Source organism: Microbacterium proteolyticum, from assembly GCF_014192415.1.
GTDB classification, from domain to species: Bacteria; Actinomycetota; Actinomycetes; order Actinomycetales; family Microbacteriaceae; genus Microbacterium; species Microbacterium proteolyticum.
Map to the genome: position 1 here is coordinate 127,967 of NZ_JACHXY010000002.1, position 16,746 is coordinate 144,712.

Annotated in this window: 15 protein-coding genes and 1 tRNA gene; 4 read left to right on the plus strand and 12 right to left on the minus strand. The window is 68.1% G+C overall.

The annotated features are described in order from the left end of the window. Nucleotides 1-142 precede the first annotated feature (142 nt). Entirely contained in the window at nucleotides 143-1,411 is a 1,269-nt protein-coding gene (locus FHS07_RS08880) for an AAA family ATPase (RefSeq protein WP_183419567.1), read from the plus strand. Further along, nucleotides 1,408-2,049 carry an HNH endonuclease gene (locus tag FHS07_RS08885; protein ID WP_183419568.1) on the plus strand — a complete coding sequence of 214 codons (642 nt, stop codon included), beginning with the start codon at nucleotides 1,408-1,410 and terminating at the stop codon, nucleotides 2,047-2,049. The genes FHS07_RS08880 and FHS07_RS08885 overlap by 4 nt, the downstream gene beginning before the upstream one ends. A gap of 305 nt (nucleotides 2,050-2,354) precedes the next feature. Here FHS07_RS08885 and FHS07_RS08890 read toward each other — a convergent pair whose 3' ends face one another. Continuing rightward, the gene (locus FHS07_RS08890) at nucleotides 2,355-3,203 is read right to left on the minus strand and encodes a hypothetical protein (RefSeq protein ID WP_183419569.1); all 849 of its coding nucleotides are present in this window, start codon (nucleotides 3,201-3,203) and stop codon (nucleotides 2,355-2,357) included. Nucleotides 3,204-3,374: 171 nt separating this feature from the next. Then, nucleotides 3,375-3,857 (minus strand): hypothetical protein, encoded by a 483-nt coding sequence (locus tag FHS07_RS08895; protein WP_183419570.1) that lies wholly within the window; start codon nucleotides 3,855-3,857, stop codon nucleotides 3,375-3,377. 70 nt (nucleotides 3,858-3,927) lie between these two features. On the opposite strand from FHS07_RS08895, the gene FHS07_RS08900 reads away from it, so the two are divergent. After that, entirely contained in the window at nucleotides 3,928-4,098 is a 171-nt protein-coding gene (locus FHS07_RS08900) for a hypothetical protein (protein WP_183419571.1), read from the plus strand. A gap of 16 nt (nucleotides 4,099-4,114) precedes the next feature. Here the strand turns inward: FHS07_RS08900 and FHS07_RS08905 are convergent, their stop codons facing one another. The 7 genes from FHS07_RS08905 to polA form a co-directional block, all read right to left on the minus strand. Continuing rightward, nucleotides 4,115-4,927 carry an SDR family NAD(P)-dependent oxidoreductase gene (locus tag FHS07_RS08905; protein WP_183419572.1) on the minus strand — a complete coding sequence of 271 codons (813 nt, stop codon included), beginning with the start codon at nucleotides 4,925-4,927 and terminating at the stop codon, nucleotides 4,115-4,117. A 274-nt stretch (nucleotides 4,928-5,201) separates the two neighbouring features. Continuing rightward, complete coding sequence (locus tag FHS07_RS08910; protein ID WP_183419573.1) at nucleotides 5,202-5,573, minus strand: hypothetical protein; 372 nt, start codon at nucleotides 5,571-5,573, stop codon at nucleotides 5,202-5,204. A gap of 197 nt (nucleotides 5,574-5,770) precedes the next feature. Beyond that, on the minus strand, nucleotides 5,771-6,535 hold the full coding sequence (locus FHS07_RS08915; RefSeq protein ID WP_183419574.1) for an SGNH/GDSL hydrolase family protein: 765 nt from the start codon (nucleotides 6,533-6,535) through the stop codon (nucleotides 5,771-5,773). A 215-nt stretch (nucleotides 6,536-6,750) separates the two neighbouring features. Further along, nucleotides 6,751-8,085: an MFS transporter gene (locus tag FHS07_RS08920; protein WP_183419575.1), complete on the minus strand. Its 1,335-nt coding sequence runs from the start codon at nucleotides 8,083-8,085 to the stop codon at nucleotides 6,751-6,753. Beyond that, nucleotides 8,082-9,158, minus strand: a complete 1,077-nt coding sequence (locus FHS07_RS08925; protein WP_183419576.1) for an LLM class flavin-dependent oxidoreductase — start codon at nucleotides 9,156-9,158, stop codon at nucleotides 8,082-8,084. The genes FHS07_RS08920 and FHS07_RS08925 overlap by 4 nt, the downstream gene beginning before the upstream one ends. Before the next feature lie 98 nt (nucleotides 9,159-9,256). After that, nucleotides 9,257-10,933: a DUF885 domain-containing protein gene (locus FHS07_RS08930; RefSeq protein ID WP_183419577.1), complete on the minus strand. Its 1,677-nt coding sequence runs from the start codon at nucleotides 10,931-10,933 to the stop codon at nucleotides 9,257-9,259. 245 nt (nucleotides 10,934-11,178) lie between these two features. After that, nucleotides 11,179-13,815 carry a DNA polymerase I gene (polA, locus tag FHS07_RS08935; RefSeq protein WP_183419578.1) on the minus strand — a complete coding sequence of 879 codons (2,637 nt, stop codon included), beginning with the start codon at nucleotides 13,813-13,815 and terminating at the stop codon, nucleotides 11,179-11,181. 72 nt (nucleotides 13,816-13,887) lie between these two features. On the opposite strand from polA, the gene FHS07_RS08940 reads away from it, so the two are divergent. Next, nucleotides 13,888-14,319 carry a hotdog fold thioesterase gene (locus tag FHS07_RS08940; RefSeq protein WP_183419579.1) on the plus strand — a complete coding sequence of 144 codons (432 nt, stop codon included), beginning with the start codon at nucleotides 13,888-13,890 and terminating at the stop codon, nucleotides 14,317-14,319. A gap of 97 nt (nucleotides 14,320-14,416) precedes the next feature. Here the strand turns inward: FHS07_RS08940 and FHS07_RS08945 are convergent, their stop codons facing one another. From FHS07_RS08945 to pyk, 3 genes are all read right to left on the minus strand, one after another. After that, the gene (locus tag FHS07_RS08945; RefSeq protein ID WP_055954901.1) at nucleotides 14,417-15,037 is read right to left on the minus strand and encodes an ANTAR domain-containing response regulator; all 621 of its coding nucleotides are present in this window, start codon (nucleotides 15,035-15,037) and stop codon (nucleotides 14,417-14,419) included. 59 nt (nucleotides 15,038-15,096) lie between these two features. After that, nucleotides 15,097-15,177, minus strand: a tRNA-Leu gene (locus tag FHS07_RS08950). A 75-nt stretch (nucleotides 15,178-15,252) separates the two neighbouring features. Beyond that, complete coding sequence (gene pyk / locus FHS07_RS08955) at nucleotides 15,253-16,698, minus strand: pyruvate kinase (protein ID WP_183419580.1); 1,446 nt, start codon at nucleotides 16,696-16,698, stop codon at nucleotides 15,253-15,255. Nucleotides 16,699-16,746 lie beyond the last annotated feature (48 nt).

Genomic DNA, 16,746 nt, shown 5'->3' on the forward strand with positions numbered 1-16,746 from the left:
CGACGTTGAGTTCGCATCGTCCCCCGGTCCCGGGTCGTGGACAACCCTTGTAACTGGCCGAAACGGTTCCGGGAAGTCGCGCCTACTATCAGCGATCGCCTTGGCGTTTGACGCCGTCGACGGAAACAAGCCTCGACGCTCCGTGAATGTGTCCGTTCAGTACACACTGAACGGACACGACTGCGCCATACACCTCGAACGGAGAAGGGTTTCCGCCTTCCTAGACGGCCAGGTGATTCCGATCGATGCGCTTCCCCGGCCTCGGGCAGTGGTGGCGGTGACAGCAAGCGCGTTCGACAAGTTTGATTTACCAACGCCGGAGGGCCTGTTCGCCAAGTCCGCACAGCGCAGTGAGCTCTACCGCTATCTCGGGCTCAAGGATGCCCGAGGACGGGTATCGACGAAGGCTGGCATCTTTCGCGCACTCGAGAGCCTCTTCGAGGCCACTGGCCTCGATACCGGACGGAGATTGCGAATCGCTCATGTCTTTGACTACCTAGGCTACGAACCGCGGGTCGAGGTTCTCTACCGATGGACCTCGCGAGGCCGTTCGTTCCTGGAAGCTGGTGCCGGTGAAGGCTCCGTCGGCTACCGCAGATTTTTGGAGAGCGAACGCGCTGTAGGGACTCGTGACCGGCCCATTCTCGGTGACTACTTTTTCGAAGATCCGTCGGCGATCGATCAACTTGGTGCGGCCGCTGACAATCTCCAACAGTCGAGCGACGGCAAGGGTACTCGTCTGGTGGCTGACTTCTCCGCTTTGCGCTGGTCTGAAGACCAGAGGTTTCGTCAAGCTCAGCAGCTATCTCGCGCGCGCCTGTTGGAGATGGAGGAAGTCAGCTTGAGTCGGGCATCAACTGGCGTATCCGTCAACATCGAGGACGCAAGCTCGGGCGAACTGGCGATCGCGACTGCGATGCTTGGGATCGCTTCATCAATTGATGACCAGAGCCTCATTCTGATGGACGAGCCCGAGATTAGCCTCCATCCTGAATGGCAGGCGGACTATCTGACGCGCCTGGCTCAGACTTTTGAGCCATTCGCTGAATGTCATTTTGTACTTGCTACTCATTCGGCAACGCTCGTGTCCGGAGCACACCCCGAACTGTCGAATACTCTTGACATCGAGGAAAGCCAGGGCGCTCGTAAGGAAGTGTCGCCTGGCAAGTCAGCCGACGAGGTACTCGTTCGTACCTTCGGCGTTGCGCAGGATGGCAATCTCTACGTCCGTCAACTTCTCATCGAGGCACTGCGACTCGTCGCCGACCGACGCACCACTGAGTCGAGATTCTCAGAGGTTCTCGAGAAGCTACAGCGCGTCGACAGCATGCTGCCAGACTCGAGTCCGATGCGGCAGGTAATCGCAGACCTCGGGCGGACACGATTCTCGAGCGATGGCGCCAGAGCATGATCTCGCAACCCGTCGAGCTTTCCACGGAGGACGTGCTCGCTACTCAGGCAGTGTCCGAACGTAGCCTCACCCCTGACCCCTGGGCTGACGAACGCATAGGAGCCATGAAGGCGAGGGCGAAGAAGCACTACATTGCCGAGCAGGACAATCGCTGCTGCTATTGCGCCGAACAGTGGCTGACCGAGCACGGTCGCGTCTGGGATCTGGAACATGTCGTGCCGAAGGTGTTACGTCCTGAGTTCATGTTCGAGCCTCGCAATCTCGCGGTCGCTTGCCCTGACTGCAATCTGGCCAAATGGGACAAAGAGACGTTGACCGGCCCGCAGATTGCTGAGTATCCATCACAAGCCGGTTCGTTCCTTGTTGTTCACCCGCACTTTGACCGTTGGGAGGATCACATAGAGAAGTGCGGAGTCGTCTTCAGGCCGATCACCGAGAAGGGCACGTGGACCGTCACTGAATGCAATCTGGGACGCTTTGCGCTGAAGTACGCGGATCCCACCGACGAGGCGGACCCGCTCGATCGCAGATTCGAAGCCGCTCTCACTGACCTGACGGCTGACCCCGTCACAGCGCAGGCCGCCCTTGTGCGAATCCAGACTTACCTGGCGAGCGGAGCGGGCGCGGTGCCCTTATAACGAAGGGGCCAGATTGCCTCTCGGTCTCTTGTTGCAGTTTTAGGCGCTCACGGGTCAGAATCTCAGCCCAGGCATCGCGGACTTTTGTACCACTCCCACTAGTGTCAGAGTCCACGGAAATGACAGTTCAGTTGGCTGAATGCAAACAGAGTCTTGACTCGACACCCGTCAAACGCCCTGATCACTGCGGCCCGCGGCTGACAACTCAAGTGGCACCGGGCACCGCGGCCCGCTGTGGGGGCCCCCATCGCTCCCACTCGTTCAGTACCGGCGTAACGAATCGCTGCCGCCTCGTCTCGCGCCCTCTACTCGATGAAGACGGCCGTTGTGGTGGTGCGCCAGGTGCCCGGTTCGACCTCCCAGGCGACGGTGAGCGGCTGCGTTTCCGTGGATGGCGGTGAGGTGACCCATGCGATGTCCCAACGGGCTTGGATATCGCTCACCGCCGACGAGGCAGGTACTTCGTCGAGGCCGAGGTAGGCGGTGACCGTAGAAGGGAAGCCGACGAGTCCGGGGCCGTCCACCCCGGCATCCGCCGCCAGGTCACGGAAGATCAGAGCGGCGGGAGACGCCGGATCGACGGCGACGGACCGGCGCGCATCCTCCGGCCCTGACGCGGGGTTCACCCATTCGTACGGGCTGGCGCCGGTGGTGGGGACGCCGGCATCGTCGATGCGCACCCCCGCGCCCGTGTCGCGCACGAGCCACCCGTCCGCGATCCGGTCGCGAACGGCCGTGACCAGAACGGTGCCCTCGGTCGGGCCTCGTCCCGCCTCGATCGTGCCGTCGGCTCCGAGGTACCCGGCAGCCTCATCCGGTCGGACGATGCTGTTCGCGGCCGACTCAGCGAACTGCTGCTCGGAACCGACCAGGGCGCGGGATTCGTCGGTCAACAGCGCGTAGGCCGCTGCGTATTGCTCCGCCTGGATCGCGCTGAGATACTCCCCGACGACGGTCATCGCCGCCTCGCCGGTCAAGGAGTCGGTGGGTGTGGTCTCCGGTGCCGGAGAGCTGGGCGCGACGGATGCCGCAGGTGCGGCGGTGGCGGGGGCGGAAACGGCGTCTCCTCCCCCGGTGCAGCCTCCGAGAACCAGGACGGCCGTGGCTACTCCCCCGAGGAGGACGAGCTTCGCGTGCATCATCTTCTGGGTCATACGGCGACGTTAGGCGAGGCGATCCGGCCGACTGTACGCGGTGGCCGGCGCGACGAGAGTGTGAAAGGGTGCGCCCCGTGCACCGCCAGGGGCCTTCCGCGTCGCTGCCGGCGACCGCCGTTCCGCCTCAATCCCGAAGAAGGGCCACCGCTGTCACACGCGCATCTCGGCTCACCGCAGCACCTCGACGAGCACGATCCACGAGATCATCAGGGCCACGATGATGGAGAGCAACGCCCCGAACGCGAAGGCTGTTGTTCCGGCGGCCACCGACCCCGAGATCATCAGGATGCCCCCTACGGCGTACGCGGCGGGAACGAGAAACCCCAGCACGCTCTTCAGGCCGCGCAGCCGGTTCAGCGGGCTGCGATCGGCCGTGATGCGGCGGGCGGCATCGACCGCGAACGTCGCCGCGATGAGGGAGGCCAGCACCGCGACCGCGCCGTAGACCACGCCGTCGAGGTCAGGAACGAGCCCGAGCGCACTGACCACGAGCGCCAGCACGAGGGACGAGATGGCCGTGCCGAGACGCGCGGTGAGCGCCGGTGCCTTCACGATCTCGGCGATGTTGACGCTGGCCGCGACGATGACGAGACCCGCGAGGGCGGCCGTCGCGCCGACGAGCGCGAGGTTGAAGTCGCCCCAGTCATCCATGACCGGATGCTAGCGCTCGACCTCGCACCCGGCCAACCCTCGCGCGAACCCCGGCCGTTACGCTGGGCGCATGCCCGACGACGACGGCGAGACGCAGGAGGAACGCGCGCTCCGCGCCATCGCGAACATGCAGGCGGGAGCCGACATCTCCGACGAGGCGCTGCGCCTCTCCAACGACTACACCGACCGTCAGACGCGGCGTGTGAAGGCGTGGCTCACTCGGATGACTCGGCGCGGGTGACCCGTACGGCGCGGGTTCACTCCCCCGGCCGCACCCACCCCGAGGTCACCGACAGCACCCGGGAGCCGTCGAGGTCGGCGAGCGAAAGGCTCGCGAAGCGCACTGCGGCATTCGACGTCTGCCAGCGAAACCGCGGCGCCGAGGTGGTCGCGGCCTCGACCACCGTCTTCGCGGCGTCCTCCGCCGACTGCGCCGACGCGAAGGCCGTGGCCGTGCGGTCGAGATACGCCTGCTGCTGCTCGGCGTAGGGGCCGGGCTCCGCACGGTGCACCGAATCGGTGAAAGACGACGCGACCGCAGCGGGCTCGACGATCGCCACGTCGATGCCGAACGGTGCGACGACGGGGGCGAGCGACTGCATGAGTCCCTCGACGGCGAATTTCGCGGCGCAGTAGGCGTCGGCGAACGGCTGTCCCACTGCTCCCCCGACGCTCGTGACGGTGACGATCCGTCCGCTTCCTCGCTCCCGCATGCCGGGCAGCACGAGGCGCGTCAACCGCGCGACCGAGAGGTAGTTCGTCTCGAGTTGCTCCTGCAGGTCGGCGTCGCTCAGCTGCTCGAGCGTGCCGACGGCGCCGCGCCCGGCATTGTTGACGAGGATGTCGACCGGGCCCACTGCGTCGATGAGCGCCCGCGCGGCGGTGGCATCCGTCACGTCCAACGACCGGATGTCGATTTCGACACCCGCCTCGGATGCCGCGGACCGCAGCGCGTCGGCACGCGAGGCGTCGCGCACGGTGGCGACCACCTCGACCCCCGACAGTGCGAGTCCGATGGCCGTGTGCAGGCCGATGCCGCTGGAGGTGCCGGTGACGATTGCGAGGGTCATGACGCCATGTTGTCGCACGCACCCGTGTGGGAGCTATGGGGTGATGGTCGCCCTCGCCGCAGCCGGTCCTCGAACCCGCCGCGGCGAAGACGTTCGGCGACCTCAGCCTGTCTCGGCGGCGTGAGAGCGCAGGCCTCCGGCGAATGCGGTGCCCTCACTCCCCCGCCCGCGCCACCACGGGGATGGGCGCCGTCGGCACACGGATCGTCCGAAGGCCCGACCACTCGTCGCGGCTCGGGCGCCGATGACCGGCATCCGATGAGCAAGGGGTCGATCAGGGGCGCAGGAGATCCGAGACCACGCCGATCGCGATCGCGACGACCGCGCACACCAACAGCACCGCGGCGACGATGCTGCCCGCACCGCTCTCTCCGGCAACCGCGCGCCGCCGCGCATGACGCAACAGAGCCGCGCTGCCGACGAGAAGGCTCCCGCAGGCGAAGATCCCGAGGGCGAGGAGAAGACCCGCGCCGATCTCGGGGGTGTGCAGGTACCCCAGCAACACGGCGCCCGCGTAGACGATGGCCGCGGTGAGTACCCCGGCGAGCACCCGGGCACCGATGTCGCGCCAGAACCGCTCTTCGCGGAGCCACGTCCGCACCCATCCCCACGGACTCAGCGGAGGAACGTCGGTATCGTCATGCACCTCTGCACCTTAGCTTCGATGTCGTCGCGGCGGCCGACTCAGCGCGGTGAGAACCGTGGGTCTACTCCGGTGGCGCGTCGTCCCCCGTTGTCGGTCCGCGGCGAACGTGGCATCCAGCACACGAGCGGTCGGGGATCGCACGTGACGGCGGTGAACCGCGCCGCGGACTCGATGCGGCGGGTGCGTCGTACGGGCCGTCAGCGGTTCGGCGCGAGCTCGACCCACTCCCCGCCGAACTTCGCCGCGCGACCGTCGCCCGAGGAGGTGCCCGCGAGGCGCCGGCGCACCCACGGTCCGACGTGCTCACGGTAGTAGGCCGTGCCCTTCAGCCGCTCGATCTCGGGGATCTCGCGCAGACGCCACCAGCCCTGCGGCGGGGTGAGCCCGACCGCCTCGACGACCCGGGCGGCGACGCGGTGGTGTCCGCGGGTGTTCATGTGCAGGCGGTCCACCGACCAGAACTCTCCGCCCGCCAGGTCGCGGTCGAACCAGTTGTAGGCGGTGATGACGTCGGCGCGCGCCGCGAGTCGCTTCTCGACCGCGCTCGACAGCCGATCGCCTCGCGTCTGCAGAACACGCCCCAGCGGCAGCCCGGCCGACGGGTTCGCACCCGACAGCACGATGAGCTGCACGCCCTCTTCGTCGCAGCGGCGCAGCACGTGCTCGAACACCCCGACGATGCGCTCCAGGTCGGCGCGCGGGCGCAGCATGTCGTTGCCCCCGCCGTTGAACGACAGGTGCGTCGGTTTCAGCGCCAGCGCGGGTTCGAGCTGCTGCTCGACGATCGGCTCGATGAGCTTGCCGCGGATCGCGAGGTTGGCGTAGTGGATCGGCTCGCCCACGGCATCCGCCCATCCCTGGGCAGCCAGGTCGGCCCACCCCCGCACGGTGCCGTCGGGCAGTTCGTCGCCGACCCCTTCGGTGAACGAGTCGCCGATCGCGACGTACCGCACGAATGCCATGCCCCGAGCCTACGCGGGCCGACTCCCTGGTTGAGTGTCCAGGACACGCCGCGCGTGCCGCGTCGGCGCGGCGTGTTGTGGACGCTCGGTGGTGCCTGCTCCCCTCGGTTGAGTGTCCAGGACACGCCGCGCGTGCCGCGACGATGCGGCGTGTCTTGGACACTCAACGGAGCGGCGAGACGCGACCGTCGGGACCGCGGTCGCGGTCGCGACCGTCACGCCAGTGCGCGCCCGCGCTGCTCCCGCAGGAACAGCGCCGCGACCACCGCGACGGCGAAGAACGCCGCGAACACGACGAACAGCAGCTGCGCCCCGCCGAGGCCCAGCAGGGGTGGCACCGCGAGAGGCGCGATGATCGACGCGATGCGCCCCACCCCGGCGGCCCAGCCGGCCCCGGTCGCGCGCAGCGCCGTGGGGTAGGTCTCCGGCGTCGCCGCGTACAGGGCACCCCACGCGCCGAGGTTGAAGAACGACAGCATCATGCCGGTCGCGATCACGGAGAACTCGCCCGATGCGGTCCCGAAGAGCACCGCCGCCACCGCCGAGCCGGCGAGGAACGTCGCCAGTGTCGCGCGCCGGCCCCACGCTTCGATGAGCCACGCCGCGACCGCGTAGCCCGGCAGTTGCGCGAGCGTGATGATGAGCGTGAAGCCGAAGGAGCGCACGAGGTCGTAACCCTGGGCGACGAGGATCGTCGGTATCCAGATGAACGCGCCGTAGTACGAGAAGTTCACGCAGAACCACAACACCCACAGACTCGCCGTGCGGGGGCGGAGCGCCGGTGCCCACAGGGCGCTCACCTTCGGGCGGGCGGCCGGAGCGGATGCCGCGACACCCTCCGTCGACGCTTCGAGGGCCACGCGACCGGCCGCGGCCTCCAGGTCGCGCACGATGACGATCGCCTCCGCGTTGCGTCCGCGCGAGGCGAGCCAACGAGGCGATTCGGGGAGGCCCCAGCGCACGATCAGCGCGTACACCGCCGGGATCGCCCCGATCGCGAATGCCCAGCGCCAGCCGTCGGCCGACGACGGCACGACGAGGTAGCCGATCAGCGCCGCGGCGGTCCACCCCACGGCCCAGAACGCCTCGAGGAACACGATGAGCCGCCCGCGCATGCGCGCCGGGGCGAACTCGCTCACATACGTCGAGGCGACGGGCAGCTCCGCGCCGAGGCCGAGCCCCACCACGAAGCGCAGGACCAGCAGGGCGGCGAGGCCCCCGACCAGCGCGCTCGCGCCCGTCGCGAGACCGTAGACGAGCAGGGTGAGCGCGAAGACGTGGCGCCGACCGAAACGGTCGGCGAGCAGCCCTCCGACGCTCGCGCCGATCGCCATGCCGGCGAACCCCGCCGACGCGATCCACGACGCCTCGGTCGGCGCGAGCCGCCACTGCACGCTGAGGGCGGCGATGACGAACGAGATGAGCCCGACGTCCATGGCATCCAGTGCCCAGCCCAGACCCGACCCGCCGAGGATCCGCCCGTGCCGCCGCGTGAACGGCAGTGCATCGAGACGTTCGGACACCCGGACGGTGTCGGTGCCGATGGTCACCGGATGCCGGAGACGTCGGTCGTGACGCGCGCGTCGCTGTCGGCGAGCATCTCGTGCACGAGCGGCATTACCCGCGTGCCGTAGAGCTCGATGCTCGTCATGAGGCGGTCGTGCGAGATGGAGCCGCTGGCGAACTTCATCTGGAAGCGGGCATTGCCCAGTGCCTGAACGGTCGCGACGATCTTGCGGGCGACGGTCTCGGGTGAACCGATGTACATGGCCCCGTCGGGGCCGACGTCCTGCTGGAAGCGCAGGCGGTTGTACGCGGGCCAGCCGCGCTCGCGACCAATCGTGGTGTTCAGCTCCGCCACGCCCTCGTAGGCCTCTTCCCACGCCTGCTGGTCGGTCTCTGCGATATGGCCGGGAGAGTGCACCGAAATGGGCAGCTGCGGCCTGCCGAGTTCCTGCAGCGAACGACGGTAGAGGTCGGCGTAGGGACGGAACCGTGCCGACGACCCGCCGATGATGGCGAGCACGAGGCCGTACCCGTAGCGCGCGGCGCGCACGACGGACTCCGGGGAACCACCGACACCGACCCATGCCGTCAGTCCGCTCTCGGTCTTGGGGTACACGTCGGCATCCTGCAATCCGGCGCGCGTGCGACCCGACCAGGTGACGGGCTTCTCGTCGCGCAGCAGCGAGAAGAGTTCGAGCTTCTCCTCGAACAGCTGCTCGTAGTCGGCGAGGTCGTAGCCGAACAGCGGGAACGACTCGATGAACGACCCGCGCCCGAGGATCACCTCGGCTCGGCCGTTCGAGACGGCATCCAGTGTCGCGAAGCGTTCGTACACTCGCACGGGGTCATCGCTCGAGAGCACCGTCACCGCGGTGCCGAGATGGATGTCGCTCGTGCGGGCGGCCGCGGCGGCCAGCACGATCTCGGGGCTCGTGACGGCGAAGTCCTTGCGGTGGTGCTCCCCCACCCCGAAGAACGACAGACCCACCTGATCGGCGAGCACCGCCTGTTCCACGACGTTGCGGATCGTCTGCGCGTCCGATTGCAGCGACCCGTCCGAGCCGCGCGAGATGTCTCCGAAGGTGTCGAGTCCGAGCTCGAGGGGACGGTCGTCCATGGGGTCTCCTTGCATTCGGATGAATGAACTTTACGCGACGACCGGGTATTCCCCCGCATCGCCGAGGGGCGCCACCGCAGCGACGCCCCTCGGGGAGATCAGCCGGATGCCAGGGCCGCACGCAGCGTGTCGAGACCGACGCCGCCGATGTCGAGGGCCCGCGTGTGGAACTGCTTCATCGAGAAGTCCGCGCCGCGGCGCTCCTGCTCCTCGTCGCGCACCTGCTCCCAGATGCGCTGGCCCACCTTGTACGAGGGGGCCTGCCCGGGCCAGCCGAGATAGCGGTTCACCTCGAACCGCACGAACTCCTCGCTCATGTTCACGTTCTTCAACATGAATGCCAGCGCGTAGTCGTGGTCCCACGTGCCGGTGCCGTCGAGACGGGGCTTCTGCAGGTGCACGCCGATGTCGAGCACCACGCGCGCCGCGCGCATGCGCTGTCCGTCGAGCATGCCGAGGCGGTCGGCGGGGTCGTCGAGGTACCCGAGCTGTTCCATGAGGCGCTCGGCGTACAACGCCCACCCCTCGGCGTGCCCGCTGGTGCCGGCGAGCAGGCGACGCCAGGAGTTCAGCTGGGCACGGTTGTAGACCGCCTGCGCGATCTGCAGATGGTGCCCCGGTACGCCCTCGTGGTAGACGGTGGTGAGCTCGCGCCAGGTGTCGAAGGTGTCGACGCCCTCGGGCACCGACCACCACATGCGACCCGGACGGGAGAAGTCGTCGGTCGGTCCGGTGTAGTAGATCCCGCCCTCGTTGGTCGGGGCGATCATGCACTCCAGCTCGCGGATGGGCTCGGCGATGTCGAAGTGCGTGCGGCCGAGCTCTTCGACCGCCCTGTCGCTCGTGCGCTGCATCCATTCCTGCAACGCCTGCGTGCCGCGGAGTTTCCTCGACTCGTCCTTCTCGAGGAACGCGACGGCCTCCTCGACCGTGGCGCCCGGGAGGATCTCGTTCGCGATCGCCTCCTGCTCGGCGACCATGCGCGCGAGTTCTTCGACACCCCAGTCGTAGGTCTCGTCGAGGTCGACCTCCGCGCCGAGGAACCGGCGGGAGTGCAGCGCGTAGAGTTCGCGCCCGACGGCATCCGTGTCGCCCGCGACGGGTGTCAGCTCCGACGAGAGGAATCTCGCGAGCGAGTCGTAGGCGAGGCGTGCGGCGTTGGCGTTCGTCGAGAGGTCGCGAGCGAGGGATGCCGGCAGCTGACCCTCTTCGGGCGCGGCGTCGCCGACGAACTCGGCGAAGAACCCGGTGTCGGCGGTGTAGCGGGCGATCTGTGTGACGACCTCGCTCACTTGACGGCGAGCCGGGACGACACCCTCGGCGATGCCCCGCCGGAGCGTCGCCACATAACCGTCGATGGCGGCGGGAAGAGCGCCGAGGCGCGTGGAGATCGTCGCCCAGTCGTCGACCGTCGCGGTGGGCATGAGGTCGAAGGTCGCGCGGATGTCCTGCGCGGGAGAGGCGATGACGTTCAGGTCGCGCAGGTGCGTTTTCGCCTCGTGCTGCTCGACCATGAGGTCGAGCTCGCGAGCCAGGTCCATCTTGGTGACGGCGTCGATCGAATCCACGGCATCGGCGGCCTCCAGGGCGGCCCTGGTCGACCGCGCCTCGGCGATGAGAGCCTCGGCTCCCTCGGGGCTGTAGTCGCCGAAGCGGCCGTTGTGCTCGAAGCGACCGATGTAAGTCGCCAGCGTCGGCTCGCGCTCTGCCAGGGTGTCCACCCATGCGTCGGCGATCGTGTCGATCGGCGTGGGCGTGCGTTGTGCGTCAGTCATCCTCCGAGCCTAGGCACCTGACGGCGGCGGCGCACACCCCCGTCGCATGGATGCAGTGACGGCCGACCGCGACGCGAGCCGGTGTTCGTGAGCCGCGAAGGTTTCGGGAGCGGAGGAGAAGCCGGGAGCGGAGGAGCCCGTGCCGGTCGAGCGTCCTCCGGTCCGGGAGTGTCCTCCGGTCCCGGAATCCCTCCCCGGTTCGCTCGACGGGGGCGATGCCGTATCGCCGGCGACCGAGGTGATGCTCAGTGCCCCGCTTCGTCCCAGTCGCCGCCGCGGCCGATCTGCACGTCGAGCGGTACCGTCAGCTCGGCGGCGTCCGCCATGCGCGCGCGGACGATCTGCTCGACGGCATCCCACTCCCCCGCCGCCACCTCGACGACGAGTTCGTCGTGGATCTGCAGCAGCACGCGCGAACGCAGCTGAGCGGATGCCAGGTCATCGCGGATGCGGAACAGCGCGACCTTCATGATGTCGGCGGCGCTGCCCTGGATGGGGGCGTTGAGCGCTGCGCGCTCGGCGTTCTCGCGCAGCACGCGGTTCATGCTCGTGAGGTCGGGGAACGGGCGGCGGCGGCCGAAGATCGTCTCGGTGTAGCCGTCTTGGCGGGCCTGCTCGACCGAGCCGCGCAGGTAGTCGCGCACCGCACCGAAGCGGGCGAAGTACTCGAGCATGAGCTTCTTCGCCTCGGACTGCTCGATGCGCAGCTGCTTCGACAGCCCGAACGCCGACAGACCGTACACGAGGCCGTACGACATCGCCTTGACCTTCGTGCGCATCGCCGGGGTGACGTCGGCCGGCTCGACGCCGAAGACGCGCGCGCCGACGAACCGGTGCAGGTCTTCACCCGAGTTGAACGCCTCGATGAGCCCGGGGTCGCCCGACAGGTGCGCCATGATGCGCATCTCGATCTGCGAGTAGTCGGCGGTCAGCAGGGTCTCGTAGCCCTCGCCGACCTCGAAGGCCGCGCGGATGCGACGGCTCTCCTCGGTGCGGATGGGGATGTTCTGCAGGTTCGGGTCGGTGCTCGACAGTCGTCCGGTCTGGCTCCCGGTCTGCACGTACGTGGTGTGGATGCGCCCGTCAGCGCCCGTCGCGGTGTCGAGCGCATCGATGATCTGCTTCAGCTTGGTCGCTTCGCGGTGGCGCAGCAGCAGGTCGAGGAAGGGGTGGTCGGCGCTCTCTTGCAGGTCGGCGAGGGCGGCGGCATCCGTGGTGTATCCGCTCTTGGTCTTGCGGGTCTTCGGAAGCTGGAGTTCGTCGAACAGCACCTCTTGCAGCTGCTTGGGCGAACCGAGGTTGACCTCGTGTCCGATCGCGGCGTACGCGTCGCGGGCCAGCGCGTCGGCGCGGGCGCCGAGCTCCGACGAGAAACCGGCGAGCTTCTCGTGCGACACGGCGACGCCGGCGAGCTCCATGTCGGCCAGCGCGGTGAGCGTGGGCATCTCGATGTCGTCGAGCACCTCGGCGACCCGCTCCGGCATCTCGGTGCGCTGCACCTCTGCCACGCGCCGCGTGAACCACGACAGCTGGCCGGGGGTGGCGCCCTCGGTCTCGGGCACGAGTTGCGTCGGATCGGCGACGGGAAGCTTCTCATCGAGGGCGCGCTCGACCAGGTCGGCGAGCGTCTTGTCGGGGAAGCTCGGGCGCACGAGCCACCCCGCGAGGATCACGTCGAACGCGACCCCGCCGACTCCCACGCCCTCGCGGGCGAGCGCTTTGACCTGCGGCTTGGCGTCGGCGAACACCTTCGGGGCATCGGATGCCAGCCACCCGGCCAGCGCGTCGCGCACCGCCGGAGTCCAGTCTGCCTCGACCGCGGCCGACGACGAGGCGAGCCCGATCTGCGCGGGGGTGCCGCCTGCAAGGGTCACGGTGACCCCGACCGTGCCCTCTGCGGAGGCCACCCATGCGGCGAGGGCGTCGGCGTCGAGGCGTGACGGAGTGGGGGCGGTGGCGGTCGGTCGTACCTCCTCGGAATCGCCCGCGTCAGCGCCGAACGCGTCGAATACCCGCGGCAGCAACGTGCGGAACTCCAGGCGCGCGAAGATGTCGCGCACGGCCTGCGCGTCGAGCGGCTTCACGGCCAGGTCTCCGGGTCCGACGGGAAGCTCGACATCGCGCAGCAGGCGGTTCAGCGTGCGATTGCGTCGAACGCCGTCGAGGTGCTCGCGCAGGTTGTTGCCGACCACGCCCGTGATCTTGTCGGCGTTGTCGAGCAGTGCCTCCAGCGACCCCCACTGTGTGAGCCACTTCACCGCGGTCTTCTCCCCGACCTTCGGCACGCCGGGCAGATTGTCGCTGGTCTCTCCGACGAGCGCGGCGATCTCGGGGTACTGGGCAGGCGGGAGTCCGTACTTCTCGACCACGGCGTCGGTGTCGTAGCGCTTGAGCTGCGACACGCCCTGCACGTTGGGGTAGAGCAGCGTGATGTCCTCGGTCACGAGCTGGATCGTGTCGCGGTCGCCAGAGCACACGAGTACCGTGAAGCCCTGCTCTTCGCCCTGGGTGGCGAGGGTGGCGAGGATGTCGTCGGCCTCGAAGTCTTCTTTCTTGAGCACCGGCACGCCCATGGCCTCGAGGCAGTCCTGCAGCAGCGGGATCTGTCCCTTGAACTCGGCGGGCGACTCGCTGCGGTTGGCCTTGTATTCGGCGTACTCGCGGGTGCGGAACGACTGCCGCGACGTGTCGAACGCAACCGCCAGGTGCGTCGGCTTCTCGGCCTTGACGAGGTTCACGAACATCGACAGGAAGCCGTAGATGCCGTTGGTGTGCTGGCCGTCCTTCGTCGAGAAGTTGTCGACCGGCAGGGCGTAGAACGCCCGGTACGCCAGCGAATGGCCGTCGACGACGAGGAGAGTAGGCTTTTCGGCATCCGTCACCCCTCCAGCGTAACGAGAACCACGGACACTCCCCCGGCCCCGCCCGAACAGGGCGACGACAGGAAGGCGATGATGACGTCGACCTCAGGCGACACCACCTCCGGCCTCGACTGGGCCCAGCAGCGCGGAATGGGCGCTCTCGCCGAGAAGATGGGCATCGAGTGGGTCGAGTTCACCGTCGAGCGGTGCGTCGCGACCATGCCGGTCGAGGGCAACACCCAGCCGGTCGGCCTGCTGCACGGCGGCGCCTACGTGGTGCTGGGTGAATCACTCGGGTCGATGGCGGCGAACCTGCACGCCGGTGCCGGACGCCTGGCCGTCGGCATCGACATCAACGCCACGCACACGCGTTCCGCGACGTCGGGTGTCGTGACCGGCGTCTGCACGCCGATCCACCTCGGCCGCTCTCTGACGGTGCACGAGATCGCGGTGACCGACGAGCAGGGCCGCCGCTGCTCAACCGTGCGCATCACGAACATGATCAAGGACGCCCCGCAGCGCTGACGGACACCTCGGCGGGTTCGGCCACCCTCCCGGAAACGCGAAATGGATGCCACCGCAGTGGCATCCATTCAGCGAATCGTCTCGTCAGGTCGTTTCGTCAGGCCTTCTTGGGGGCCAGCTGCTCGATGATGGCCTTCGCGACGTCCTGCATGGTGAGGCGGCGGTCCATCGAGGCCTTCTGGATCCAGCGGAACGCCTCGGGCTCGCTGAGGCCCATCTTCTCGTTGAGCAGCCCCTTCGCGCGATCGACGAGCTTGCGGGTCTCGAAGCGCTCGACCATGTCGGCGACTTCGGCCTCGAGCGTGATGATCTGCTCGTAGCGAGCCAGGGCGATCTCGATCGCCGGCAGCAGGTCGTTGGGCGTGAAGGGCTTGACGACGTAGGCCAGGGCACCGGCCTCGCTCGCGCGCTCGACCAGCTCCTTCTGGCTGAAAGCCGTCAGCAGCACGACGGGGGCGATGTGGTTCTTGCTGAGCTTCTCGGCGGCGCTGATGCCGTCGAGCTGCGGCATCTTGACGTCCATGATGACGAGGTCGGGACGCAGCTCGGTCGCCAGCTGAACGGCGGTCTCGCCGTCTCCGGCTTCCCCGACGACGTCGTAGCCGTTGTCGCGGAGGATCTCGACGATGTCGAGGCGGATGAGCGACTCGTCTTCCGCCACGACGACGCGACGGGGAGCCGCGGGGGCGCTGCCGGTAACGGCTTCTTGATCAGTCACGGAACCATCCTAAGTCTGGAAGGGCGCCAAGCCCTGGATCGCACGGGATGCTGTACGGGTACCGGTGGTGGGACTCGAACCCACACGTCTTTCGACAGAGCATTTTGAGTGCCCCGCGTCTGCCATTCCGCCACACCGGCAAGTGTCGCGCTCCCAACCTAGCGGGCGGGAGCGCGACGACGCGCGCCGGATGCACCGGCGCGCGTCGTCTGGGCTCAGACTTCCTGGTACCCGGGAGCTGCGCCGTGAACGGCGTCGCCCACGCGGTGTACACGCAGGTCGTTCGTCGAACCGGCGATTCCGGGAGGAGAACCCGAGATGACGACGACCTTGTCGCCGACCTTGGCCAGGTCGTGCGAGAGCAGGTAGTCGTCGACCTGCAGGAACATCTTGTCGGTGTGCGACACGTGCTCCACCAGCGTCGAGCGCACGCCCCACGTCAGCGCGAGGCGACGGCGGATGCCGGGCTCGGGCGTGAACGCGATCATGGGGATGGTCGAACGCAGGCGCGACATGCGGCGGGCCGAGTCACCCGACTCGGTGAAGACGCACAGGTACTTCGCCTCGACGAAGTCGGCGACCTCGACCGCGGCGAGCGTGATGGCGCCGCCCTGGGTGCGGGGCTTGTTCGTCAGGGGCGCGATGCGCTCGAGACCGTGCTCTTCGGTGGACTCCACGATGCGGGCCATCGTCTCGACGACCACCACCGGGAAGTCGCCGACGCTGGTCTCGCCCGAGAGCATGACCGCGTCCGCGCCGTCGAGCACGGCGTTGGCGACGTCGGAGGTCTCGGCGCGCGTGGGCACGGGATTGTTGATCATCGACTCGAGCATCTGCGTCGCGACGATGACGGGCTTCGCCATACGGCGAGCCAGCTCGACGGCGCGCTTCTGCACGATCGGCACGGCCTCGAGCGGCAGCTCGACGCCCAGGTCGCCGCGGGCCACCATGATGGCGTCGAACGCGTCGATGATCTCTTCGAGGTTGTCGACCGCCTGCGGCTTCTCGATCTTGGCGATGACGGGCACGTAGCGTCCCTCTTCGGCCATGATCTCGTGCACGCGCACGATGTCGGAGGCGTCGCGCACGAACGACAGCGCGATGAGGTCGGCGCCGGCCTTCAGACCCCAGCGGAGATCGGCTTCGTCCTTCTCGCTCAGTGCGGGGACGTTCACGGCGACGCCGGGCAGGTTGATGCCCTTGTTGTTCGACACGGGGCCGCCGACGACGACCTCGGTGGTCACGACGGTGCCGTCGGTCTCGACGACGCGCACGCGCACCTTGCCGTCGTCGATCAGCAGGAAGTCGCCGGGCTTGACGTCGTGGGGCAGGCCCTTGAACGTGGTGCCGACGATCTCTTTCGTGCCGAGGATGTCTTCGATGGTGATCTTGAAGATGTCACCGGGCAGCAGGTCGTGGGGACCGTTCTCGAACTTGCCGAGACGGATCTTGGGACCCTGCAGGTCGACGAGGGCGGCGACCGGGCGGCCGGCGTCCTCTGCGGCCTTGCGCACATTGGCGAAGTTGGCGTCGTGCACGGAGTAATCTCCGTGGCTCAGGTTGAGGCGGGCGACGTCCACCCCGGCGTCGATGATGGCGCGAACCATCTCATACGACGACGTGGCGGGCCCGAGTGTTGCGACGATCTTGGCGCGTCTCATCCGTTTTCAAGCTCCGTGAGGATTTTCGGGAAGTGGCCGATCGGCCCT